The following is a 22204-nucleotide window of genomic DNA, read 5'->3' as shown; positions in this document are numbered from 1 at the left end:
ACGATGCGGAAAAAATCACTTTTTATACTTTCATTGTTCGTGCTTTTCATTGTTGCTTTCACTCCGGTGAAAGAAAGTAAAACCACAAAAGCGGGAATTAAAATGCAAGATTTCGTCATCGATCTCTCGAAGTATGCGAGAAGTATCGACTCGACTTTCATCATCATTCCACAAAACGGACCCGAACTCGCGTTTGAAAAAATGAATCCGAATGGTAAATTAAGAACTGCTTATATTGACGCCATTGATGGCATTGCTGTAGAAGATTTATTCTACAACGAAAAACCAAAAGTTGACACTTATCGACTCAATATGCTGCGGAAATTGAAAGCCAAAAAACAAATCATGCTTTCTGACTTTATCCGCGAAGACAATGCTATAGAATCTATAAAATCGCAGAGTGACAAAGAAGGCTTTTTGTTGTATCCACGCGTGAAAACCAACGAGCATTATCGTGAAATTCCAACCAACATTCCCAACGAAAATGCTAATGATATTTTGAAATTGAGTGATGCGAAAAATTATTTATACCTCATCAATCCTATCGATTTAAAAACCAAACACCTTTTTCTTACCGCCATTGCTGCAACGAATTACGATATGATTACCATTGATTTATTTTATAACGACCGCCTTTTAACCGCCAACGAAATCGAAAAACTCAAAACCAAAGCCAATGGCGGAAAGCGACTCATTATTTCGTATGTCAATATTGGTGCGGTGGAAAACTGGCGTTATTACTGGAAAACAACGTGGCAAATCAACAACCCCATTTGGATTAAGAAAAAGTATGCGGGTTATGATGATGAATTTTATGTACAATTCTGGCACGAAGACTGGAAAAAAATTATTTATGGAAACCCCGATTCCTACGTCAAAAAAATTATCGATGCCGGATTTGACGGTGCTTTCCTTGACAATGTTGAAGGGTATTATTTTCTTTATAACAAATAAAAAAGAGGACAATCGCTCGCCCTCTTTTCCCAATTCTCATAACAAAATTCCCCGAAATTATCTTTTTATTTTGGAGTAACTACATTGTCAATTACGTGGATCACACCATTCGATTGGTTGACATCAGCAATCGTCACTTTGGCCGATTTACCGTTTTCATCGGTAATGTATAAGTCTTTACCTTTCATCCAAGCGGTCAATGTTCCGCCGCTCACAGTTTTCAAAGTAGCTTTTCCACCGCCGGCTTTAATCGCTTTGGCTATATCGGACGAGTTCATTTTTCCGGCAACCACGTGATACGTCAAAATAGTTTGTAATGTTTTAATGTTTTCGGGTTTCAATAAAGTTTCCACGGTTCCTTTTGGCAATTTGTCAAACGCTTCATTGGTTGGAGCAAAAACGGTGAATGGCCCTTTTCCTTGCAGCGTTTCTACCAATCCGGCAGCTTTTACAGCCGCAACCAAGGTGGTATGGTCTTTAGAATTGACAGCATTCTCAATAATGTTTTTTGATGGATACATCGCAGCGCCACCAACCATCACGCTTTTTTGAGCGGAAACCATACCTACTAAAAGTAAAGTAATTACCAGAATAGAATTCGAAATTAATTTTTGTGCTTTCATAGTTTTTCTTTTTTAAAAGTTATAATGGCATTTACGGAAGAATATTGAATGTGGTTTTGTGCAAATGCTTTTTATAAAGAAAAAAGACCGTTGACACTTCATTTTATAAAGAATCAACAGCCGGAAAAGCCTATTAATTACTATCTTAGCAAGAACAAACGATAACTTTCCATGCTACTGAAAATACTTTATATTTTAAGGAAATTATTATTGGGAAATGTATCTCAACTTTCAAAGTCTAAGTACAATCCGATACAAAAAAGAATCCGCAACATTCAATCGATTTGGAACAACGACCATCAGGATGACAATGGTATTGAAAAAATTGTGCGTTTGTTGCTTTCGTTTTCTCAGTTGCTTTTCCCTGGTATTTATATCAAATATTTAGCGGCCAAGAAAGGAGCAGAATACCGAGATTTGGCCATGGATTTTTACATTTTATTGAAAGTAGCTTTTCCCATGGTCATTTTATGGCACCATTGGCAACACAATCAGTGGATTTTAGGAATCATGATTTATGTGCTGTTGGAAACCGTACTGTATATTCCAACTTTAATTTTTGCATCCGATCTAATTTCACGACCACGTTCTTATAAAAGATCGATCTTACTACTTTTCCTCAATTATCTCGAGATTATTTTTGCTTTTTCGGTATTGTATTCGTGTGGAAATTATCTGAACAAACCATTTGCCAGCCGCTTTGACGCGATCTATTTTAGCATCATCACTTCGTCATCGATTGGGTATGGCGATTTTCATCCCGTGACCACTATAGGAAAGATTTTGGTATCAACCCAAGCGTTGTTGTTCTTATTCTTTGTGGTTTTATTTTTGAATTTTTTCTCCACGCAAATCAAAAGTAGAGGTTATTTTGATCACGAAAACAAAGAATAAACTTTTTGCGCCTTTGCGTCTTTGCGAGAGAATTATTTTAAATCTCGCAAAGACGCAAAGGCGCAAAGAAAAACTATGTTAGAGCATTTTTTTAGCACGCACTAAATCTTCAGGAGTGTCAATGCCAATACTAATGTGATTGGTTTCAACCATTTTGATGCGCTTTCCGAATTCGAGGTAACGAAGTTGTTCCAATTTCTCAGAAGCTTCCAACGACTTCATCGGCAAATGATAAAAATCTAAAAGGGCTTGTTTTCTGAAAGCATAAATGCCAATATGTTGAAAATACCGAACACCAACATTTTTTTCTCTTGGATACGGAATCACTGCACGCGAAAAATACAACGCCATGCCGTTTTGATCTACAACCACTTTGACGTTGTTCGGATTATTAATCTCATTTTCGTCTTTAATCTCACGCATCAAGGAAGCCAAATCAATTGCTTTTGAAGCATCATTTTTAAAAACGGCCATGACTTTTTCGAGCGAACCTTGATCAATAAATGGTTCGTCGCCTTGCACATTCACTACAATATCAACGTCAAGATTTTGCACCGCTTCCGCAATCCTATCGCTGCCAGATTCATGTTCCTTTTGGCTCATCACCGCTTTTCCACCATTCGAAATAATCTCATCGAAAATCAAATCCGAATCCGTCACTACAAAAACATCGTCGAAAAGATTCGTATTCACAGCGGCTTCATAAGTTCTGGTGATGACCGTTTTGCCACCCAAATCCTGCATCAGTTTCGCGGGAAAACGGGTTGAGGCGTAGCGTGCGGGAATGACGGCGATGATTTTCATTTTAGAGGTGCTAAGGTTCTGAGGTGCTAAGGTACTGAGGTTTTACTTTTTAAGAAGAACGTTTTTTTAAATATTTTACATTTTTTTAGGAGCTGGTTCCTGCTATCCGCCATATCTTTTCTGCCGAACGACGGCACAAAAGGATAAATGCTCCTATCAGGGCTAGGGTTTCACGCAAACCAGAACGACCTCAGTACCTTAGTGCCTCAGAACCTTAGTACCTAATCCTCCAAAAAACTTTCATCCTTAAAACCAATCAAATACAACTGATCTTTAGCACGCGTAATCGCAGTATACAACCACCGAATATATTCCCTATCAATAATCCCATCAGGCAAATAAGGCTGTTCTATAAACACGGTTTTCCATTGGCCGCCTTGCGATTTGTGGCACGTAATCGCATACGAGAACTTGACTTGCAGCGCATTAAAATATTCGTTCTCTTTTACCTTTTGGAAGCGTTTGTATTTGGTGGTTTCGTTTTCATAATCTTCCATCACGGCTTCGTACAATCGGTTCGATTCTTCGTAAGTCAATGAAGGCGATTCGCTCGTAATCGTATCGAGTAGCAACACCGTTTCAAAGGGTTTTTGGTTCGGATAATCAACCATTCGGATTTTGACATTCGCAAATTTGAATCCGTAGAGTTCTTTAATATTAAAGACTTGCATGACTTCAATAATGTCGCCATTGGCTATAAATCCGGCTTCATCGCTTTCTTTAAGCCAGAAATAATTGTTCTTCACAACCATTAAGTAATCTCCGGTGGAGAGTTCACTTTCCTTATCAAGAATCCTTGTGCGTATTTGCTGGTTGTAAGCGTTGGCGCGTTTGTTCGATCGTACGATGAATGCCGTTTCCTCAATACTATAATTGCTGTAAGCCGAATGAATCGCATCCTGAATATCGTAACCATCGGTCAATCTGACAATATCTTTAAAACCTTTAAGTTGAAATTGAAACGTATCGAAAAGTTCGTCTTTCAATACTTCACGCAATTCCGTAGCATTGAACAAAATTCCCGAATTTTCTTCCTGTCGCATCACTTCATCAAGTTCGATATGGAAGATTTCTTTTTGGTAATGCAAACCCAAACCATCGATATCGAGTGCCGGAGAAAGCGACAAATTCACCGGTGGCAACTGCGCTGTATCGCCGAGCAGAATCATTTTGCAATTGGTTCCGGCATATACATAAGAAATCAAATCATCGAGCAGTGAACCGTTTTCGTATAGCTTCGTATCTTGATTCACATCCGAAATCATCGAGGCTTCGTCGACAATAAAAATTGTGTCTTTGTGTTTGTTGGGTTGCAAGGTAAAACTCATGCCACCGCCTGAATTTTTCTTTGGAAAATAGATTTTCTTATGAATCGTAAAGGCTGGTTTCTGAGAATAATTGGCAATGACTTTTGCCGCGCGTCCTGTAGGTGCAAGCAATACATATTTCTTATTGATTTCCGAAAGGTGGTTGACAATAGTTGCAATAACGGTTGTCTTTCCTGTTCCCGCGTAGCCTTTGAGTACAAAGATTTCCTGGTTGTTATTGTTGGTGATGAATTCCGCAATCTGTTGGAAGAAAATATCCTGTTTCGTAGTGGGTTGAAAAGGGAAATTTCTGGAGAGAATGCTGTAGAAGTTACTGGAATTCATATTGGATTTTTGTCACCGCAAAGTACGCAAAGATTTTTTGATTTGGCTCGCAAAGACGCAAAGGCGCAAAGAAATTATTGCTTGATTATTTTTTGGGTCTGCAAAACCACGTTATTAGCATCGGTGATTTCAATGATATACAAACCCGGGCTACAATCGAGCAGGCTTATCTTATTATACGCTGCGTTGTGCCTTTCGTATGAATGTATGACCTTTCCTAAAACATTATAAACGTTTACGAAAACTTCGGTATTAGTGGTGTTGCCGGTATCGATTGTAAAATCATCCTGTGTTGGATTCGGATAAATGCTGAATGAATTTTGATCATGTTTTGTAGTGCTTAACACTTCATTACCATAGACCGTCAACGATTGGCCGTTATAACCCAAGATGGCGAGTACCTGAAACGGATTGGCATTAAACCAATTGTAATATATAAAACCACCGGGGCTTTCTATTTTTTGTCTGATGGCATTGTTATACGTGCCGTAGGGCGTGATTAAAGTTCCGTAGGCATCATAGGTTCTCGTAGTCGAGTTTGGTTCTGTTTCTATTGTAGATTGAAATGTATCCGTGAATGCCGTATTGTAAGTATACGGAAAAGTGAACACCGATAGCGGGTTGGGCGTATAATCTGTTGATATACTAGTATCCGAAACAGCACCAAGATATTCCATACCGTTGGCGGAAATACTAAACAATGAATAATTAATAAATTCTCCCGAAACATTTTTATAGCAAAAGTTTGCGGTTGGAAAATGGTTTGCCTGCGGCACATTCGCTACAGGGAAAACACTCGTATTATCCGACTCAGTCATGGCTACCGAAGAAAAATCCCAAGTTTGGTTGGGTCCCGGCAGGCCTGCAGACAATGACAAATTAGTGGCATCATATATTGTTGCGGAATAATTGCTTGGAAAACTCGACTGATTGATGACAGGTTGCGAAAATGCTACATTAAAGAAGCCGATCAATAATAATAGTAAACTCGTATTTTTTTTCATGAGAAGGCGGTTTTGAGAGACAAATCTAAAATAATAAATGGATTATGAGACTATAAGATTTTAAGACTGTAAGATTTTATGATACGCTCACGGTCTTAGAATCTTACAGTCTTAAAATCTTACCGTCTCGTCTAGCCCTGATGGCAGCGGTTATCCTTTTGTGCCGGCGTTCGGCGCAAAAGATATTAGCGTACAGCAGGATTAAGCTCCTAAAAAAAATCAAAAATCATGTAAAAAAATTGTAAGTTTGTCGGGTTAGATTTTCTAATTTAATGATTGAACGATTTGTCTTATGCTAGTGAATGCAGCCAACATCACGGAAAAAATTTACAAAAAACTGACGGTTCAAGTTTCGGCTAGCGGTTTGGCTTTCAGTAGTTTTGATACTTTAAACAATAAAGTGCTTTCGGTTGACGAACTGGCTTTTGATGGTGCTACGGTGGCAGAAATCCTAAACGAAAATCCAGTTTTTCAAGAATCATATGACGAAGTGGTCGTGTTGCACGAGAACAATCTCGCGACATTTGTGCCGGCACCGCTGTTTGATGAGGAATATTTGGGCAGTTATATGCAGTATAATACCAAAGTTTTTGAAACTGATTTTTTTGCTTTTGATACGCTGTCGACTTATTCGATGCATACGGTTTATGTGCCTGATGCGAATATCAACGATGTGTTTACGAATCATTTCGGGGCTTGTCATTATAAGCATGTGCATACGATTTTGGTGTCGAGATTGCTCGATCTTTCTAAGAATGTTGATGACAAACGCATGTTTGTGCATATGAGCCAAACGCATTTTGAAATTATCATTGTGCAAAACCAGCACTTGCTATTGTTCAATTCGTTCGATTATAAGACGCCTGAAGATTTGATTTACTATTTACTTTTTACGGCAGAACAACTCAATATGAATCCGGAGAGTTTCAAGCTCGAATTTGTTGGTGATATTGCTGAAGACGATGCTTATTTTAAAATCGCTTACAAGTATATCCGAAACGTTTCGATATTTGATATTACCGATTTACAACCGCACAATACGTTCTCGACAGCTCAGAATTTGAAGCATTTCATTCTTTTTCAATCGTGAGAATTATTTCAGGGAAATTCAAAGGCCGACGCATTTCCGCACCCAAAAACCTACCGGTTCGCCCTACGACTGACATGAGTAAGGAAGCGTTGTTTAACGTGCTCAACAATCATTTTCATTTTGAAGATTTAAAAGTACTCGATTTGTTTTCAGGAACGGGCAACATCAGTTATGAGTTTGCGTCGCGAGGCAGTCAGAATATTACTAGTGTTGATGGCGATTTTGGTTGTGTGAAATTCATCAAGCAAACTGCGGTGGAATTCGATTTTAATATTGCCGCGATCAAAAGCGATGTACTTCAATATATAGCACGTTGTAAATCAGAATACAACATCATCTTCGCCGATCCGCCGTATGGTTTCGACCAAAAAACTTTCGATAAAATTGTAATTTCGGTTTTTGAGCAGAACTTACTGGCTGCCGATGGTATGATGGTTATTGAACATTCAAAATACACCAAGCTCGATCATTTAGCGCATTTTTCGTTTAAGAAAAGTTATGGTGGTTCGATATTTTCTTTCTTCGAATTTGAAACTGAAAAAGGATAAGGCACTAAGGTTCTGAGGTGCTAAGGCACTGAGGTTCGTCCTAGTTTGTGAGAAACCTAGCCCCGATAGAAGGGAAAATCCTTGGCATTGAGAGATTGCCGCGCAAGCTCGCAATGACAAGATTGGAATGATAGCAGGTTCCCGGCTCCTAAAAAAACCTTAGAACCTTAGCACCTCAGTAACTTAGACCCTTAAAAAGAAAAAAAAGCAGACCTATAAGCCGGATTCTGTACCCACCGAAGTGAGCCCTTATCATTTATCTAGGCAATCAATTACTCAATTGCTCCATCTTTCTACCCTTCGACAACGGGCGAGAAACCCTTAAATGCCGATATACTTGAAATTTCACCGCATAGAGTTTACCTGGTTTCACTACAGCCGAACTGTACATACTTTCTGTTGCACTGGTCCTCATCTCGCGACGGACGGGCGTTACCCGCTATGCTTCTCTATGGTGTCCGGACTTTCCTCCCTTCTTACGAACGGCGATAAGGCGGCCTGCGGTGCAAACTTACAATAATTTTGTGGTTCTATTTCATCTGCAATTATATAACATTCGGTGCTAATTTTATAAAGTAAACCCCACCTATAGCAGTACTTTTAAAACATATAAATAACCAAAAAATATTACCATGGATACTCAAATGTACCACTACGCCACCGCATCCATAGCACTTGAAGAATTAAAAGAAAAAGGCTTTACCATCGATTTCAATATTCAGGAAAATCGCATCATCAATAATCCCGATGATTTCGAAATCGTGCATGTTTATCGTTATGAAGGCAACACCGATCCCGGAGATGAAGTCATGGTTTTCGGAATCAAATCAAGCAATGGAGAAAAAGGTGTTTTCGTAGCAGGTTTATCCGCTTTTACCGACAGTAGTGCCGCAATGGTGCTAAACGATCTGAGCATTAAAGGCAGAGATAAAAAAGTTGAAATACACTAAATTTATTTTTCCCTTTTTTTCAAGGAGCTAATTCCTGCTATACGCTATTATCTTTTGCGCCGAACAACGACACAAAAGGATAACCGCTGCAAATGCGTAGCATTCATCGAACACCTATAAAAAATAAAAGTAAGGTGAGGTAATCAGGGCTAGGGAATTGATTTCAAGATTGTAAGACTTTAAGATTTTAGGATACTGCATCTTATAATCTTAAAGTCTTACAATCTTATAATTCTGTGGAAAACTTTTCCCCAAATCAATCAATTACCAAATCAACCAACCAACAAAAAAACTATATTTGTTCTCCAATAAAAAACTATGGAACAATTTGTAGTATCGGCGCGCAAATACCGTCCGCAAACATTCAAAGATGTTGTCGGGCAGCAAGCCATTACGAACACTTTACTCAATGCCATAGAAACCAACCATCTCGCTTCCGCCCTATTGTTTACGGGACCAAGAGGCGTTGGCAAAACAACCTGCGCCAGAATCTTAGCACGTAAAATCAACCAGCCGGGTTATGATGATCCGAATGAAGATTTCGCATTCAACGTGTTTGAACTCGATGCCGCTTCAAACAATTCTGTAGACGACATCAGAAACTTGATTGACCAAGTTCGGATTCCACCGCAAACCGGACAATACAAAGTTTATATTATCGACGAGGTGCACATGCTGTCTGCTTCTGCTTTCAACGCCTTTCTGAAAACACTTGAGGAACCGCCGAAACATGCGATTTTTATTTTAGCCACTACAGAAAAGCACAAAATCATTCCAACGATATTATCGCGCTGTCAGATTTTCGATTTCAAACGCATTACCGTTAAAGACGCTAAAGAGCATTTGGCTGAAGTAGCCCAAAGTCAAGGCGTTACTTACGAAGACGATGCGCTTCACATCATTGCACAAAAAGCCGATGGAGCAATGCGTGATGCTTTATCTATTTTCGACAGAGTCGTTTCATATTGCGGGAACAACCTCACAAGACAAGCCGTAACCGAGAATTTAAACGTGCTTGATTATGAAACTTATATTACGGTAACGGATTTAATTATCGAAAATAAGATTCCGGATTTGCTCATGGCTTACAATGATATCCTAGCCAAAGGTTTTGATGGACATCATTTTATTGCAGGATTGGCTTCGCATTTCAGAGATTTATTGGTTAGTAAAACACCATCAACATTATCATTGCTTGAAGTTGGTGAACAGGCTCAAAAACTATATGCTTCACAATCGCAGAAAGCATCGGCTGAATTTCTGTTGCAAGGCATCGACTTGGCGAATGATTGTGATTTGAAATTTAAAGTGTCCCAAAACCAGCGATTGCTCGTTGAACTTTGCCTAATGCAATTAGCCTCCATTACTTTTGATGGAGAAAAAAAAAAGTTAACGGGTTTATAATTCCACCCAAATATTTTTACGGACGCGTTTTAGAATTGGCTGTTGAAGCGCCGGAAATTGTCGAAATTCAATCTACATATAGTGATCAAACTATTGTCACATCGAGTGCAGTCGAAGTATCGGAAGAAATGCCTATTGAAACTCTAATAGAAACTGTTACTGAAAAAATAAACATTCCCACTCCAAATATTCCAAAACCTATTACTGAAAATGAAACAAAAGTTTCGGCACTTTCATTAGCGAGTATTCGCGCCAAAAGAGAACTTCAGGAATCAACCAAAGCGGTTGTTAAAGAAACGGTTCATTTACCTACTGAATCATTCACCGAGACTGACATGCTGTTGCATTGGAACAAGTATGCGCAGAAATTGGGCGACAAAGGGTTTAAGATTATGGAATCGTTGTTGCTGATTAATGATCCTACATTAAATGGCACTACCATCACACTCGAGTTGCCAAACGAAGGTTCAAAAATTGATTTTGAAACAGAAAAATCAGGATTGCTCGGTTATCTCAAAGGGCATTTGCACAACCATGACATTACGATAGAAGTCATCGTCAATGAGAAAATGGAAACCAAAAAGAATTACAACAACCAAGATCGTTACAACAGATTGCATGAAATCAATCCCGCAATTGAAGTATTGCGCAATACTTTTGGGTTGGATATTACTTGATTTATTCGATTACCCTTTCAATTCTTTTATCGGGAACGAGCCACATCAACGCTACAAAAATATAAACACCACCAGCAATCCATTCGTTATAAAAAGAAAAAGCAATACCTATGATGTATAAAATTGGTGAAGCGTTTCCTTTAAAATCCTTACCTATTGCTTTTTTGAGCAGTGAATTTTCACCTTGGCTTTTTACAATAATATTTTGTAAAATATAATATGCGGTTCCTGCCATCAACAATATAAATCCGTATAGTGCCATTGGTACTTTCGCAAAATGATTCTCACCAATCCAGCCTTTAGCAACAGGAACTAACGATAACCAGAACAATAAATGCAGATTTGCCCAAAGGATTTTGCCATTCACTTTGTTCATACTTTGCAACATATGATGGTGATTGGTCCAATAAATCCCAATGTAGATAAAGCTTAAAATATAACTTCCAAAAACGGGGAGCACTTTTTGAAGTGTATCAAAATCGGCACCTGCAGGCACTTTAATTTCAAGTACCATAATCGTAAGAATGATGGCGAGTACACCATCGCTGAAAGCTTCGAGTCTGGTTTTATTCATTTTATAAAAAAATTGATTTTTAAATACAATACATTTTGCGCCTTTGCCTCTTTACGAGAAAATTATTTAGTCTCGCAAAGACGCAAAGGCGCAAAGCCTTCAACTATATTTTTCCGTAATACATCGCTTTGATGATTCCGTCGGATAATCCGATTTTGGGAACATAGATTTTTTTGGCACCGCTCCATTTCATCGCATTGAGATAAATTTTAGTAGCCAATACAATAACGTCGGCACGGTCGGGATTCAAATCCAATTCTGAAACGCGTTGTTCGTAGGTTAGTGAATTCAGAAAATTATAGCGTTTGCTTACATAAACATAAGACAAAGGTTTGTCCTGTTGCTTGCCCGACATTTTGAATAATTTGTTGATGTTTCCTCCAGAACCGATTAAAATTACATCATCAAATTCGTGCGTATAGGTTTTAATCCATTTTTCGATTTCATCCCAAACTACATCGTTGACCATTTCATTCAACAAACGAACCGTTCCGATTTTAAACGATTTTGATGCCACCATTTTAGCGTCGGAAAACAGAGAAAACTCAGTGCTTCCACCGCCAACATCTACATATAAATAGGTATGGTCAGTTTCTAAAAGATGGTGCAAATCGGTTGAAGCAATAATGGCTGCTTCCGTTTTCCCGTCGATGATATCGATTTTAACGTCGGCTTGTTCTTGAATAATGCGAATCACTTCATCACGATTTTCTGCTTCACGCATGGCTGAAGTGGCTAAAGCAGTATACTTTTCGACTTTATGAATTTTCATCAAAAGTTTGTAGGCTTTCATCGCATCAACCATTCGACCAATGTTTTCTTCCGAGATTTCGCCCATCGTAAACGAATCCTGACCCAGACGAATCGGAAGCCGCACTAAAGCACTTTTACTAAAATGTGTCGGTTGGCCTTTTTCTTCGATGATGTTCGCAACTAGTAATCGCATGGCATTGGAACCTATATCAATCGCTGCGTATTTTCTTATGTTAATCATTTAGGTTGTTTGGGGATTTGTAGATTGGGTTATTGGATTGTCTTGATTAGAAACAACATTCTTTTTTTGGTAATAATTATAGGTTTCGAGTTGCGCTCGGAATACCGGATTTTGTCCCCGTACGCGGTATTTGTTGTCGAGTTTTTCGGAATGATAACGCGCTTTTACGTTTCCTTTCCATCCGATATTAAAGACATCTATTAGTTCATTTTTGATATCAGCATCATATATAGGACAAGTCACTTCTACCCTGCCATCGAGGTTTCTGGTCATGAAATCGGCGGAAGAAATGAATACATCGGGTTCGCCTTTATTAGCAAAAATGGAAACCCGTACATGCTCGAGATAATTGTCGACGATGCTGATGGCTTCGATGTTTTCGCTCATGCCTGCAACACCCGGAATTAAAGAGCAAATACCTCGAATCTGCAATTGAATTTTGACACCGGCGCGACTGGCATCGTATAATTTATCAATCATATCGAAATCAGAAAGGCTGTTCATTTTGAGTTTAATAAAAGCTTCATAACCTAAATTAGCATGGAGAATTTCACGATCTATGAGTTTATACAAACGACTTCTCGTATAATGAGGTGACACAATTAAATGCTTATAACGGTAAACTCGAAAATTCACATCGAAGAAATCGAATACTTTATTGACGTCTTTTAAAATCTGTTCGTGGCTTGTGAATAAAGTCACATCGGTATATACTTTTGCAGTCGATTCGTTGAAATTTCCTGTGGATACTAGTCCATAACGTTTTAGTTTTCCATCTTGAATTCTTTCGATGACACAAATTTTACTGTGCACTTTCAAGCCTTTGATTCCAAAAATTAGGTTGATGCCTTCAGTTTGCATTTGCTCTGCATAATAGATGTTGCTCGCTTCGTCGAAACGGGCTTGAAGTTCAATTTGAACTGTTACTTTTTTTCCGTTTTTCGCAGCATTGATCAATGAACTGATGATCTGAGAATTCTTCGCCAAACGATACAACGTAATTTTGATGGTTGTCACTTTCGGATCTAAAGCGGCTTCTCTTAAGAATTTAATTAAATAAGAAAACGATTGATAAGGCGCATTGACCAAATAATCTTTCTTACTGATTTTTTCTAGCATGCTGCCTTCGAGACTTAAATCGCAAACCGGCAATGGCTCGTTGGTTTTGTATAAAAGATCGAATCTTCCGAGGTTTGGGAAATTCATATAATCTCTTCTGTTGTGGTATCTTCCGCCGGGAATGATACTATCACTTTCGTGAATATGCATTTTTAAAAGGAAGAATTTGAGTGTATCTTTCCCGATTTGTTGGTCGTAAACAAAACGTACTGGCTCACCAATTCTACGGTCTTTGACGCTGGTTGCGATTTTTTCCATCATACTTTTACTCAAATCGCTATCAATCTCGAGCTGTGCATCGCGCGTAATTTTGATCATGTGGGCTGAAATGCTTTCATAATCGAAAATATTAAAAATGCTGTGCAGGTTGTGTCGGATTACATCATCTATGAAAATGATATAATTTTTATCATCTTTAGCCGGCAATACCACGAATCGGTTGAGTGTTTTGGGGATCTCAATAACGGCATAAGTAACTTCTTTCTTGGGCTTTACGATATTGAGTAATGATTTTTTAGATGGTATTGGCTTCATTACCAACTTAACCGCTAAATATCCTGAAGTATCTTTCAATAAAGGAAATTCAGCCAAGTCATTTAAGATAATCGTGACTAAAGCCGGGCTTACCATTTGGATAAAGAAATCTTTGATGAAATTTTCGTGCTCTCCGGCTATTTCATTTTCATTGACCATGAAGATATTTTCGGCTTCGAGTTTCTTCTCGATAATGCTTAAAATGCGTAGGCTTTCTGATTGCTGTTGAATCACAATTTGTGTAATTTCCTTCAGCAATTGTTCTGCGCTTACACCACCTAGCACCTTTTCTCCCGAAATTCCTGACAAGCTCAAACGGCGAATAGCAGCGAAACGCACTCTGAAAAATTCATCTAAATTATTGGAAAAAATCCCTAAAAAACGAAGTCTGTCTAATAACGGAACCGCATCATCTCCGGCTTCTTGTAATACTCTGGCATTGAATGCTAACCAACTTTTTTCTCTATCGATATATTTATTATCTGACATAAATCTATTTTAAATCTTTTGGGAATAGGACTTTTAGTGTTTTACCGTTTTGAATATTTTGCCAATCATAGGTATCGAATTGAAGGGAAACCAATCCTGATGTGGAAACGTTATCGATAAAAACGTCTCCAAATTTATTAACAAAATTTGTAATGGCCTCGTTATGTCCGAAAAGAATCACATTATCATAATTATTATCAAACGATTTGATAATTTTCTCCAATCGACTTTCATCAAAAGTATAGAGCTCGGGTTTGAAAACAATATTCTCTACCGGATACGAAAAATTCTGTGCAAAAATCATGGCTGTTTCTGAAGCGCGTTTGGCATTGCTGCTGAAAATCTGAAATTTAGCAGGAACGAAACTATGGCTGTTCATCGCAACCAGATGCGCATCTTTGATACCGCGTTGTTCCAAAGGTCGATCGATATCGTTTAAAGGTGCGTTCCAACTTGATTTGGCGTGACGGATGATAATGAGGTTTTTCATTGTGTTGCATTTGAAGGTACAATTTACAGAATTTAAATGTTCTTTTTATGGTTTTTATTAGATTAAAAAACAGGTGCTTGTTGTCGGCTATCGGTTGTTCGTTTGAGTATTGTGTTTTTATTTATGTAATATTATTCTTTAAATTAAAATCAAAAAGTGTATTTAATCGATGTTTATTGTATTTAATCGTTGTTTTTCTTGTTTTTAACTTATAGAAAGAATAGTTTTGAATGTCAAAAACAATACATTGAATACCAAAAACACTACATACAACATCAAAAGATGCATGCTTTGGTTCGCCATGGGGTGGATTTTTCTGTGTATTGGAGTGTTTGATGTCGCGGCACAAGTTCGTGTTCCGTACAAAGTGAGAACTTCTCAATATTCACCTTCGAAGAAAGTGTATAGCATCAATGGTGATTTTACATTCATAGGAAACACCAATTTAACTTTACTAAATTACGATGCCAGTACCAATAACAACAACAGCTCAATGCGTTATGTTGATGTTGACAATGACGCTTCCACGTGGAATTCCTCATCAGCCGATTTAACTTTCTCTTCAGAAAACGGAGCCGCAACACCTTGTAGCAACATCGTATTTGCCGGTTTATATTGGACTGGAAAAAGTGCAGCCGACAATAGTAACAACAGCAGCAATGAGTTTTCGATGACCAAAATAATTGATGGACATGCGGTTACTAAAAATTTCAGCAAGAGAAAAATTTTATTGAAAGGTCCAAATTCGAATGCCTATTCAGAGTTTTTTGCCCGAGAAGATGCGATATATTATCCGAACAGTTCAGACGCTTTTATATACTCTGCTTATACGGAAGTTACCGATTATGTTCGTCAAAATGGCGTTGGTTCTTATTTGGCGGCAGACATTGCTTTGGCTGAAGGTAATGGTGGCGGAACAGGTTATTCCGGCGGTTGGGGATTGGTGGTGATATATGAAAATACCCAAATGAAACACCGCGACATTTCATTGTTCGACGGTCATGCGTTTGTATTAAATTCCAATAATAACGGCTATAATTTAGAAGTATCAGGTTTCCATTCGGTTCAAACCGGGAATGTTGGCGTGAAATTGGGTGTCATGGCCAGTGAAGGTGATGTTGGATTGAATGGGGATTATTTCAAAATTCAAAAAAATAGCGATTTGAGTTTTATGAACCTTGAGCATTCGCTAAATACCAGTGACAATTTTTTCAATTCATCGATTAATAATAATGCGAATCGAAATCCAAATCTGACTAACAATACAGGAATTGATATTGCATCGTTTGATATTCCGAATACCGATAATTCCGTCATAGGCAATAACCAGACGACTGCCAATTTCAAATACGGAACCAATGCCGATACTTACGCGATTTTTGCGATAGTCTTAGCAGTTGATTCTTATGTTCCTAAAGTTGAAAATATTATTACGGTTACTGAAATCAATCAAGTCATAGTGCCTGAGCCATACACAGCATTGCCAGGACAAGAAATCAAATTAAAAGTCGATATAAAAAATACCGAACACGAAGCGATTAATGGATATAAAATCACAGTACCAATGCCGTATAATGCTACTTATATTAATGGAAGTGCGGTTGGAAATCTATGGAATAGTACCACTCAATTGCTACCGAATGCGATACATTTTGATGCAACCTTGGGTTCTAATGGTTCCATTGTTTGGGATTACGGAACGTTGCCATTGCCCGAAAATCCTAATACTGTTTTAGCAACATTGCATTTTACAATACAAGCCACATCGGATTGTGCGCTTTTAAAACAAGCCAATTGTGCTAACACCATTCTGATTAATGGTTTTTCTGAAGGTATAGGTGCGATTAGCGGTGTTGAAATGCGTGAAAATCCTTTTATTTTAGGGAATACTGTTTCAGGAAATTGTTTCGGAAATCCGATTAAAGGGCCAATTACAATCGATATTGATGCTAGTGAATATGCCGGTATTCATTGTCAAAACACCGCTTCGATTCGGAATTTTACGTTTTGTAATCCGAACAATGTCGTAGCTGTTTCTGAATTGTCATCGAATTTCTCTTCCGGCACTTTGTTCTACAATTCATTTCCTTTGACACAAAATACGATTCAATATTCCAATTCAAATCCATTTGCGCTGCATCCCGGAGCAAGTACTTTATATTTTGCCATTCAACAAAACTTAAATGATGCTTGTGTTGTACCTTTCACTTTGTCGAAATGCATCGAAATTTCAGCCAATGCTGATCATGGAAATGCCATCAATAGTAATGTTGGCGGCATTGCTTTTAGTAATGTTTTGAGCAATGATTTGCTTAATGGTCAAATCGCATTGGCTTCTCAAGTCAACTTGACTTTTGTAAGCGCCAGCCATTCCGGAATTACGCTTGACGGCTCGAATGTGATGGTGGCATCAGGAACACCGCCCGGAAATTACACACTAACTTATCAAATTTGCGATTTGACTGATCTTACAAAATGCGCTCAAGCGACCGTGAATGTAACCGTGACATCGAGTCAAATCATTGCCGAAAATAATACTTATGAATACCAATGTTCTACTGCCGGGATATTAGGCAACATTCTTAATAACGATACCTTAAATGGTGCTTTGTGCCATTCGAATGAAGTTAGAATTTCAATTGAATCGCCATTAAATCCCAATATTATTGTTGATGCAAGCGGAAATATTTCCGTCACCAACGAATTGGCTGTTGGGCATTATGACTTGGAATACAAGATTAGTTCAATTGTAAATCCAAACAATTTTGATCTCGCAACCATCGGCATTACGATTATTGATACAACTGTACCTGATTTGCCTTTATTAAATGACATTATAAAATATTGTGAAGCTACCGTAACCATTCCGAGCGCTACCGATAATTGTTCGGGGAATGTTTTGGGAACTACGAATGATTCGCTGTTTTATGATGCTCCTGGAAATTACATCATTCATTGGGCATTTACCGATGAAAGTGGCAATCAAACTACTGCGCTTCAAAATGTATTGATAAAATCAGCAGAAGACATTGAGTTGGGTTATGGTTATGCAGATTGTAATTTGGATAATGATGACAGTTTGAATATTAATTTGAATAGTTACCTACCGGAAGGCATGGGCTTAGACGGCACTTGGACATCGAACTTGACTACTCCAAATTTGACCGGTGCTATATTTAGACCTTATCAAGCGCCGACTGGTAATTATGAATTTGAATACATTCACAGCGACATCAATTGTACGCAAACTGTTGAAGTGGTTATCGAAGTTAACAATGATTGCTTCGTAGCACCTGCTTGTAATCTACTAGTTCACAACGCTTTTTCTCCGAATAATGATGGCGTGAACGATACGTTTTTTATCGAAAACATCGACCAAATTTTTTGTTTTCCAACCAATAGTGTAGAGATCTATAACCGTTGGGGTGTTTTGGTTTATAAGACCAAACAGTACGATAATGTAACCCGAGTTTTCAAAGGAATTTCCGAAGGACGCGCGACCATCAATGAATCGGAACAATTGCCTACTGGTACTTATTATTATGTCATTAATTATACTGATGATAAGGGAAATACCTTAGATAAAGTGGGTTATTTATATATGGTCATGTAAATTCATTGCGATTGTATACGCCCAAATATCAATAGAAAAAATAAAATTTAACAGCTAAATAGTTTACAATCAATGTTAAAAAAAATAACAAATTATAGAAATAGCAAGTACATTTTAAAGAAAAATGACTTTTTAACGAGTTTTCTGGTTATTGGTAGAAAAAATGATTGAAAAAATAATTATGTAGGTAATTTAGCCCAGATTAATTTTAAGTGGTTTTCCCCAAATCTGCTAAAAAATTTAAAACTCGGAAACCTACAATAATAATGTATTAATTTTTAATGTTATGGAAACAACCGTCCCAAACCTATTTGTTAACCGTTCAAACAATGCTCAATTGTTTGGAAAACTCCAATTTTTATTTATGAAAAGACTACTACTATTATTAGTATTGGCGCTATATTGCGTTGGTGCTAATGCTCAAGAATTGAGAACAAGTCAAGGTCCTCAACTAATGGAGGTGAAAGCTTATCTGGCTTATCTTAGAACTTCACAATCAAGTTCAAGAAATTCGATTTCAAATGCAAATCGATTAGAACAACTATTAAGTGAAGTGCAACCCACTGTATATTTTCTCTCCGGAGAAATAAAAACGTATGGAGAAAACCCTACTGCTCTTTATACGAATTCAAGTGCATTGAGTGCTATTGAGACTTCAGCCATTAATAGAGCGACGATTGAAATCGTGACTATTAATCTATCTCAATATGCAGACTTAAATAACCCTTTGGATTTGGCTGTATTTTCAAATTTCCCTAATTTGAAATACATCTATATCTTATCTAATTTGGAAACTACAGGAACGGTTATTTCAGGCTTGGTCCGAAATAGCAATTTGAAAATTGGTGTTTTTTACAAAATAGACAAAGGCGCTTAATTGTCCCAATCAAAAAGAAATCATTATGAAAAACATATACTCTTCAAAAAATAGTAACCTATTGTATGGTTATTTTTTACAAGCTTTCCTTCTTTTAGGAATAGCATTGACAACGAATGCTCAGGTTAGAGTGCCTTTTACACAAAGAACTTCTCAATATACACCTGCTACGAAAATCTACAACGTTAAAGGAGATTTCACCATTATGGGAAATACCAACTTAACGTTGCAAAACTACGGAGATCAAACTGCAAACAGTAACAACTCTATGGTTTATGTAGATGTCGATGGTAACAGCAACAATGGTGTGGATGGAAAACCAACATTCAACTCATCGCGTTCAACCTTAGCATTGTCTACAGAAAACGGTGCAAACCCTTCGTGTTCAAACATCATATACGCAGGTTTGTATTGGACCGGTAGATCATCTGACGGAAGTTCAAGCGACAATAGTTTCTCGGTAACCAAAAACAATGTTACCAAAACTTTCGACAAAAGAAATATTTCGTTGAAAGGGCCAAACGCTTCTACTTATACGCAATTCACGGCTGCTACGACCGATATATACTATCCGCAGACTTCCGATGGCTATATGTATTCTGCTTACAAAGAAGTAACGGATTATGTTCGTGCCAATGGAATTGGAGAATATACTGCTGCCGATATCGCTATTACAGAAGGTAATGGTGGTAGCATTGGTTTTTATGGCGGTTGGTCATTGATTGTAGTGTATGAAAATTCAAAAATGAAATATCGTGATGTTACTATTTTTGATGGACACGCGTATGTTACTGGTGGTACTGCCAGTTTTGAAATTCCGGTTTCGGGTTTCAATACTGTTCAATCAGGTCCGGTTGGAATGAAATTAGGTTTGATGGCTGGTGAAGGCGATAATGGAATTTCGGGAGATTACTTCCAAATACAAAGACAAAGCGATAATGCTTTCGTAAATTTAACGCATTCTGGCAATAGTTCTAATAACTTCTTCAATTCCTCGATTCAAACGGGAGGAAATTCCAGAAACCCTAATCTTCTTAATAATACGGGATTGGATATTAGTATGTTTACGATACCTAATGCCAATAATACCGTATTAGGAAACAACCAAACCTCGACAAGATTTAAATACGGATCGACCCAAGATACTTATGTAATTTTTGCGATTGCCATGGCGGTCGATGCATACATTCCGGAAGTTGAAAATATTATAACGGCCACAACAATCAATAATGTTCCTGTAACTACTGAACCATATGTTTCTTTACCAGGTCAGGATGTAGGATTCAATATTGATATTAAAAATTTAGGAACGGAAGCGATCAACAATTATAAAGTGATTGTTCCGATTCCTTATAACGCGTCTTATGTTCCGGGAAGTGCTGTAGGTACTATTTTGTTCTCGCCTGCTCCTACGCCAAATACCGTAACTTTCGACCCAACACTTGGTGCGACTGGTTCTATTGTTTGGGATATGGGAACTTTGCCTTTACCTGCAAATCCAAGTACGCTTTTAGCAAAACTTAGTTTCAAATTAAAAACGACTACAAACTGTTCCATTCTATTGAATGCTACTTGTGGAAGTCCAATATTTGTTGTTGCCAATTCAGGCGGAACAGGCGCTATTACCGGAATTACTTTTAGTGGCACAAGGGCTATTAAAGGATATACCCAAAACGGAACTTGTACAGGTCAACCTATTGGAGAAACCTTATCGATTAAAATTGATGGTGCTGCTTATGTGGCCGCAAATTGCGCCAATACTCCATTAATCAGAAACTTCGGATTCTGTAATACAGGCTCAACCATTGGAACTTCAGCTATTGCTGCGAACTTCCCTCCTGGATCTACATTTTATAATGAATTTCCAGTTACTTTAAGTTCGATTCAATATTCAGATGCCAATCCATTGCCATTAACAGCCGGATCTACCATTACCTATTATTCAGTTCCGCCTAATACGACCGGATGTGTTTTCCCTTTTACAGTTTCTAAATGTAAATTGATTGATGCTGTAAACGATGCCATTGGTCCAATCAACGGAACAACTGGCAGCACAAATGCCGGAAATATATTCAACAATAACGGAAGTGGCATCGATACTTTAGGTGGCGTTCAGGTAGCTATTGCTCAAGTAAACTTAACGGTATTGACTCCAGCTACTCCTATCAATGGTGGATCAGTTCCTGCAATAGATTTGACAAACGGTAACATAGTGGTTCCAGCAGGTACTCCAGCCGGAACTTATACCATTGTTTACCAAATTTGTGAAAAAACTACACCAACCAATTGCGATTCAGCAACGGTTACCATCTGTGTAAGCGCTGCTCCTATTTCTGGTGGAGATCAAACAGTATGTAAAACGACTCTTATACAAACATTAACTGCAACTGCAACAGCTCCGGGACAAACCATTGTTTGGTATACTGCTGCAACTGGCGGAAGCATTGTGGCCAATCCAACACTCAATACTGTTGGAACCATTACTTATTATGCACAAGCGAATGTAGGAAGCTGTTCTTTCCCTACACGAACTGCGGTTACTTTAACGATTAAAGATACACCTAACGTTCCTGTATTAGCGAATGTTACACAACCAACTTGTGCTGTAGCAACAGGAAGTTTTGCAATTTCTAATTATAATGCTGCGAATTCCTATAATGTAACACCTTCCACTGGTGTGACAATTTCTGCTGCTGGTGTAGTAAATGCTCCTGCGGGAACTTATACTGTTACTGCTTCGGCTAATGGTTGTACTTCTGGATCTTCGGCTTCAGTAACCATTAATGCACAACCGGTAACGCCAACTGTGCCTACTGTTCTTGGTAATGTTACACAACCAACTTGTGCTGTAGCAACAGGTAGCTTTACAATTTCTAATTATAATGCTGCGAATTCCTATAATGTAACACCTTCC

18 protein-coding genes and 1 other RNA gene are annotated in these 22204 nt (G+C 38.0%); 10 read left to right on the top strand and 9 right to left on the bottom strand.

Annotated elements, in window-relative coordinates; genetic code table 11:
- Positions 1 to 3 precede the first annotated feature (3 nt).
- Positions 4 to 954 (top strand): endo alpha-1,4 polygalactosaminidase, encoded by a 951-nt coding sequence (locus RMO03_RS11745; RefSeq protein ID WP_309642296.1) that lies wholly within the window; start codon positions 4 to 6, stop codon positions 952 to 954.
- A gap of 65 nt (positions 955 to 1019) precedes the next feature.
- Here the strand turns inward: RMO03_RS11745 and RMO03_RS11740 are convergent, their stop codons facing one another.
- A complete protein-coding gene (locus RMO03_RS11740) occupies positions 1020 to 1517 on the bottom strand; it encodes a fasciclin domain-containing protein (protein ID WP_409024919.1) in 498 nt (165 codons plus the stop codon).
- A gap of 231 nt (positions 1518 to 1748) precedes the next feature.
- On the opposite strand from RMO03_RS11740, the gene RMO03_RS11735 reads away from it, so the two are divergent.
- A complete protein-coding gene (locus RMO03_RS11735) occupies positions 1749 to 2471 on the top strand; it encodes a potassium channel family protein (protein ID WP_309642294.1) in 723 nt (240 codons plus the stop codon).
- A 78-nt stretch (positions 2472 to 2549) separates the two neighbouring features.
- Here RMO03_RS11735 and kdsB read toward each other — a convergent pair whose 3' ends face one another.
- The 3 genes from kdsB to RMO03_RS11720 all read right to left on the bottom strand — a co-directional run bounded on the left by kdsB (position 2550) and on the right by RMO03_RS11720 (position 5931).
- Entirely contained in the window at positions 2550 to 3275 is a 726-nt protein-coding gene (kdsB, locus tag RMO03_RS11730) for a 3-deoxy-manno-octulosonate cytidylyltransferase (protein WP_309642293.1), read from the bottom strand.
- Positions 3276 to 3496: 221 nt separating this feature from the next.
- Positions 3497 to 4927, bottom strand: a complete 1431-nt coding sequence (locus RMO03_RS11725) for an AAA family ATPase (RefSeq protein WP_309642292.1) — start codon at positions 4925 to 4927, stop codon at positions 3497 to 3499.
- A 74-nt stretch (positions 4928 to 5001) separates the two neighbouring features.
- Complete coding sequence (locus tag RMO03_RS11720; protein WP_309642291.1) at positions 5002 to 5931, bottom strand: T9SS type A sorting domain-containing protein; 930 nt, start codon at positions 5929 to 5931, stop codon at positions 5002 to 5004.
- A 292-nt stretch (positions 5932 to 6223) separates the two neighbouring features.
- On the opposite strand from RMO03_RS11720, the gene RMO03_RS11715 reads away from it, so the two are divergent.
- Positions 6224 to 7021 carry a DUF3822 family protein gene (locus RMO03_RS11715; protein WP_309642290.1) on the top strand — a complete coding sequence of 266 codons (798 nt, stop codon included), beginning with the start codon at positions 6224 to 6226 and terminating at the stop codon, positions 7019 to 7021.
- The gene (locus RMO03_RS11710; RefSeq protein ID WP_309642289.1) at positions 7018 to 7569 is read left to right on the top strand and encodes an RsmD family RNA methyltransferase; all 552 of its coding nucleotides are present in this window, start codon (positions 7018 to 7020) and stop codon (positions 7567 to 7569) included. The genes RMO03_RS11715 and RMO03_RS11710 overlap by 4 nt, the downstream gene beginning before the upstream one ends.
- A 200-nt stretch (positions 7570 to 7769) precedes the next feature.
- Here the strand turns inward: RMO03_RS11710 and rnpB are convergent.
- Positions 7770 to 8074, bottom strand: an RNA gene (gene rnpB, locus RMO03_RS11705) — RNase P RNA component class A.
- Between the two features lie 127 nt (positions 8075 to 8201).
- Between rnpB and RMO03_RS11700 the strand changes: the two genes are divergently transcribed.
- The 3 genes from RMO03_RS11700 to RMO03_RS11690 all read left to right on the top strand — a co-directional run bounded on the left by RMO03_RS11700 (position 8202) and on the right by RMO03_RS11690 (position 10600).
- A complete protein-coding gene (locus tag RMO03_RS11700; protein WP_309642288.1) occupies positions 8202 to 8519 on the top strand; it encodes a hypothetical protein in 318 nt (105 codons plus the stop codon).
- A gap of 318 nt (positions 8520 to 8837) precedes the next feature.
- The gene (dnaX, locus tag RMO03_RS11695) at positions 8838 to 9923 is read left to right on the top strand and encodes a DNA polymerase III subunit gamma/tau (protein WP_309642287.1); all 1086 of its coding nucleotides are present in this window, start codon (positions 8838 to 8840) and stop codon (positions 9921 to 9923) included.
- A 35-nt stretch (positions 9924 to 9958) separates the two neighbouring features.
- On the top strand, positions 9959 to 10600 hold the full coding sequence (locus RMO03_RS11690) for a DNA polymerase III subunit gamma/tau (RefSeq protein ID WP_309642286.1): 642 nt from the start codon (positions 9959 to 9961) through the stop codon (positions 10598 to 10600).
- Position 10601: 1 nt separating this feature from the next.
- On the opposite strand, the gene RMO03_RS11685 is transcribed toward RMO03_RS11690, so the two are convergent.
- The 4 genes from RMO03_RS11685 to RMO03_RS11670 all read right to left on the bottom strand — a co-directional run bounded on the left by RMO03_RS11685 (position 10602) and on the right by RMO03_RS11670 (position 14800).
- Complete coding sequence (locus RMO03_RS11685; RefSeq protein WP_309642285.1) at positions 10602 to 11174, bottom strand: TMEM175 family protein; 573 nt, start codon at positions 11172 to 11174, stop codon at positions 10602 to 10604.
- A 103-nt stretch (positions 11175 to 11277) separates the two neighbouring features.
- Positions 11278 to 12168, bottom strand: coding sequence for an exopolyphosphatase (locus RMO03_RS11680; protein WP_309642284.1), 891 nt, complete (start codon positions 12166 to 12168; stop codon positions 11278 to 11280).
- Entirely contained in the window at positions 12169 to 14310 is a 2142-nt protein-coding gene (gene ppk1, locus RMO03_RS11675; protein WP_309642283.1) for a polyphosphate kinase 1, read from the bottom strand.
- A gap of 4 nt (positions 14311 to 14314) precedes the next feature.
- Complete coding sequence (locus RMO03_RS11670) at positions 14315 to 14800, bottom strand: histidine phosphatase family protein (protein WP_309642282.1); 486 nt, start codon at positions 14798 to 14800, stop codon at positions 14315 to 14317.
- A gap of 247 nt (positions 14801 to 15047) precedes the next feature.
- On the opposite strand from RMO03_RS11670, the gene RMO03_RS11665 reads away from it, so the two are divergent.
- The 3 genes from RMO03_RS11665 to RMO03_RS11655 all read left to right on the top strand — a co-directional run.
- Positions 15048 to 18413 carry a gliding motility-associated C-terminal domain-containing protein gene (locus RMO03_RS11665; RefSeq protein WP_309642281.1) on the top strand — a complete coding sequence of 1122 codons (3366 nt, stop codon included), beginning with the start codon at positions 15048 to 15050 and terminating at the stop codon, positions 18411 to 18413.
- A gap of 364 nt (positions 18414 to 18777) precedes the next feature.
- Positions 18778 to 19290: a hypothetical protein gene (locus tag RMO03_RS11660; protein WP_309642280.1), complete on the top strand. Its 513-nt coding sequence runs from the start codon at positions 18778 to 18780 to the stop codon at positions 19288 to 19290.
- Between the two features lie 25 nt (positions 19291 to 19315).
- The coding region (locus tag RMO03_RS11655) for a hypothetical protein (protein ID WP_309642279.1) at positions 19316 to 22204 on the top strand (2889 nt) is incomplete at its 3' end.

It is taken from the genome of Flavobacterium sp., assembly GCF_031411595.1.
GTDB lineage: Bacteria > Bacteroidota > Bacteroidia > Flavobacteriales > Flavobacteriaceae > Flavobacterium.
This window is presented reverse-complemented; position numbering and strand designations above follow the sequence as displayed.